4 protein-coding genes are annotated in these 2553 nt (G+C 33.4%); 2 read left to right on the top strand and 2 right to left on the bottom strand.

The genetic code is table 11. The features are described 5' to 3' along the window. The first annotated feature begins 397 nt into the window (after window positions 1-397). Entirely contained in the window at window positions 398-856 is a 459-nt protein-coding gene (locus ACFX4W_RS00350; RefSeq protein ID WP_098250102.1) for a replication/maintenance protein RepL, read from the top strand. A gap of 161 nt (window positions 857-1017) precedes the next feature. Continuing rightward, entirely contained in the window at window positions 1018-1368 is a 351-nt protein-coding gene (locus ACFX4W_RS00345) for a LuxR C-terminal-related transcriptional regulator (RefSeq protein ID WP_377558868.1), read from the top strand. 51 nt (window positions 1369-1419) lie between these two features. Here the strand turns inward: ACFX4W_RS00345 and ACFX4W_RS00340 are convergent, their stop codons facing one another. Beyond that, window positions 1420-1920 carry an HTH domain-containing protein gene (locus ACFX4W_RS00340; RefSeq protein ID WP_258006123.1) on the bottom strand — a complete coding sequence of 167 codons (501 nt, stop codon included), beginning with the start codon at window positions 1918-1920 and terminating at the stop codon, window positions 1420-1422. A gap of 279 nt (window positions 1921-2199) precedes the next feature. Then, window positions 2200-2415 carry a DUF6366 family protein gene (locus ACFX4W_RS00335; RefSeq protein ID WP_057245196.1) on the bottom strand — a complete coding sequence of 72 codons (216 nt, stop codon included), beginning with the start codon at window positions 2413-2415 and terminating at the stop codon, window positions 2200-2202. Window positions 2416-2553: the final 138 nt, after the last annotated feature.

The raw sequence follows: 2553 nt of genomic DNA, 5'->3' as shown, positions 1-2553 counted from the left end.
CGGCAGGTATAATGGCCGTCACAAGCCGATCATCTTAAACTTCGTTTTGGGTATGTTCGGCTTGGCGATATAACCAACCCTGCCGAAATTTTTAATGCAAGGAGAAAAGAGTGGAGATTTTTTCAGTGACTTTCTGAAAAAATACTACTCGAACCTTGCATTAAAAATAGCAAATATATTAATAGATAAGAGTGAAAAAAAGGTGAAATGTTAGACAAACCCTTTTATATCAAGGGCTTGAGGGTGATTTGTTCACTTAAATTTTTTTAAGTGTTCACTTAAATTTTTTTAAGTGTTTACTTAAATAAGATTTAAGTGTTTACTTAAGTCTCTTGTTATTATATACTCAAAATATGAAAAAGAGACTGGATTATTTTTCTATAAAGGAGTTAAAAAAATGTCTAATTACAAACGCAAAAAAGGAGTAACTAGAAAAGCAACAAAAGTTGTAGGAACAAAAAAATACATAAACTCAGAGACTGGAGAAATCGAAGAAATGGAAGTTATAAGCATTGAAGAACGAGATGCTAATTTCCATAAAATTTGGTTAGGTCATATAGTTGAAAGTCTTGATTTAATAGGTAATAAGAAACTTAAAGTTCTTACATTCATAATGGATAACCTTAATAGCGAGAACATGTTTTTAATGACTTATAAAGAAATTGAACAGAAATTAGGAATTTCTCAGCCTACGATTGCTGAAACAATGAAAGCTCTACAAGAATCAGACTTTCTTAAAAAGATTAGAGCTGGAACCTATCAAATCAATCCAGATAAGATCTTTAAGGGCGGTAAAAACTCAAGATTAAACGTTTTAATGCAATATAACGAGATTGATAACAAGGAAGATAAATAAATTAAGGAGGTGATTCAAACGTTTAACACCAAGATTAGACACAACAAAATGAAAAAGGGCATTTCTCCTGGCAGAGAAACACCCCATGCGAAAAACATAATACTCAACTTAACAGTAGTATTATAACATGGGTTGCCCTCAAAAAATAGGAGGGTCTTATCATGGATCAAACTGAAAAATTATTAATAGGCATTGAACATGTTCTAAGTCTAGCTTCCGATTTAGTAGATGAAGTTGCTCGACTAAAAAGTGTAGAAGAAGAATGTAAAATGCTAAAAGAGAAAGTCTTCATGAATCAGTTTACTAAAGCAGAACAAGAAGTCTTTGCTCTTGCTATTGATGGTCACTCTATTTCAGAAATACAAAGAATGCTTCATAAAGAAGAAAGCACCATTAAAAATCAAAGAAAAAGTATCTTAAAGAAATTAAATACTGAATCTATGACAGACGCTATTCAACAATTTCAGAATCTACATCAAGAACCTTCACAAAAACTAATACGTATTTCTTAACTATAATAGCCTTAAAGGCTAAAGAAGCAGGCTTAAGCCTGCTTTTTGTTTTTAGTCTAATAATCCTTTTTCCTTAAAAACTTTTCTTAGCGCTTCATTCACCAATTCAGATTTATAACTCTTTGGAACTCGATCAATAATGCTTAACACATCATCATCAAAATAAAACCCTCGATATACTCTTTTTGAACGATCTTTTGGACTTTGTAGCAAGAGGTCAATTGCATCTACTGTGCTAGCTTTTGAAGAGCTAGTGCTCGTACTTTCACTTTCATCAACATAGCTCGTACTAGCTGCTACTTCGCTAGTAGCTAGCTTTTGTTCTGCTGGCATTTTACTGTTTTTAGAGATAAGGGTACTAAAATCAATATCTAAAGGCTCTGATTCTTCTCCAACATAGCGATAAATGCTTTCCTTACTGTCCCATTCATAACCTAATTTCTTAATCTTTGATTGAATGGTACGAGTACTTACACCATACTGATCAGCTAATTCTTTAATGGTGATTTCTTTCATCATAATGCCATTTAACATCTTTTTTACCAGCATCATACTAGCCCCCATTTTCGTTTTAAGAGTATAGTACTAGTATTCAAATGCAACATGATATTTCCTGCTATATTTTTTCAGCTGCATAGTTATTTCAATCTTTGAGCAAGATACTCAAGAAGTCTTTTAGGACTCAACTTACAACCTAATATTTATCAGTAGAAAAAGCCATCTTCCCCAAAGATGGCTTTTTCGCCTTTTAGTTAACATAAAACCAATTATCGGTACTAATCTAAAAGAGGAACAGCTAATCAGCTGTTCCTCTTTTAGAAATCGTTTGTATTACCTTAAAAATATAGATGCGACTATGAAGCCTATAACAATTACAAGAATGAGCACACCAAGACCTTTCCATCCTAAGCTACCTGCTAAACCAGAAAGGTTTCCAGCTTCATTTCGATTGAAAGCGTCATTAAGATTTCCAGTTGGGTTTCTTTTTATTTCTTCTTGTTTTAAATTTTCTCTCATTCTTTCTGGCTTTTCTTTATCATTACTCATCGTCCCACCACCGTTTACTACAAGTCTAACATATTATGGTAAAGTAGTGGATAACTGCATATAGCTGTACTTAAGTCGGGTAGGCAGGCACTCTCACGAGCACCCGCCCCCCTAAGAACCGTACGTGACAGATTTCCC

Source organism: Priestia sp. YIM B13489 (genome assembly GCF_042787645.1).
GTDB lineage: Bacteria > Bacillota > Bacilli > Bacillales > Bacillaceae_H > Priestia > Priestia megaterium.
Note: the sequence above shows the minus strand (reverse complement) of the source record. Positions and strands in the feature narration are given on the sequence as shown.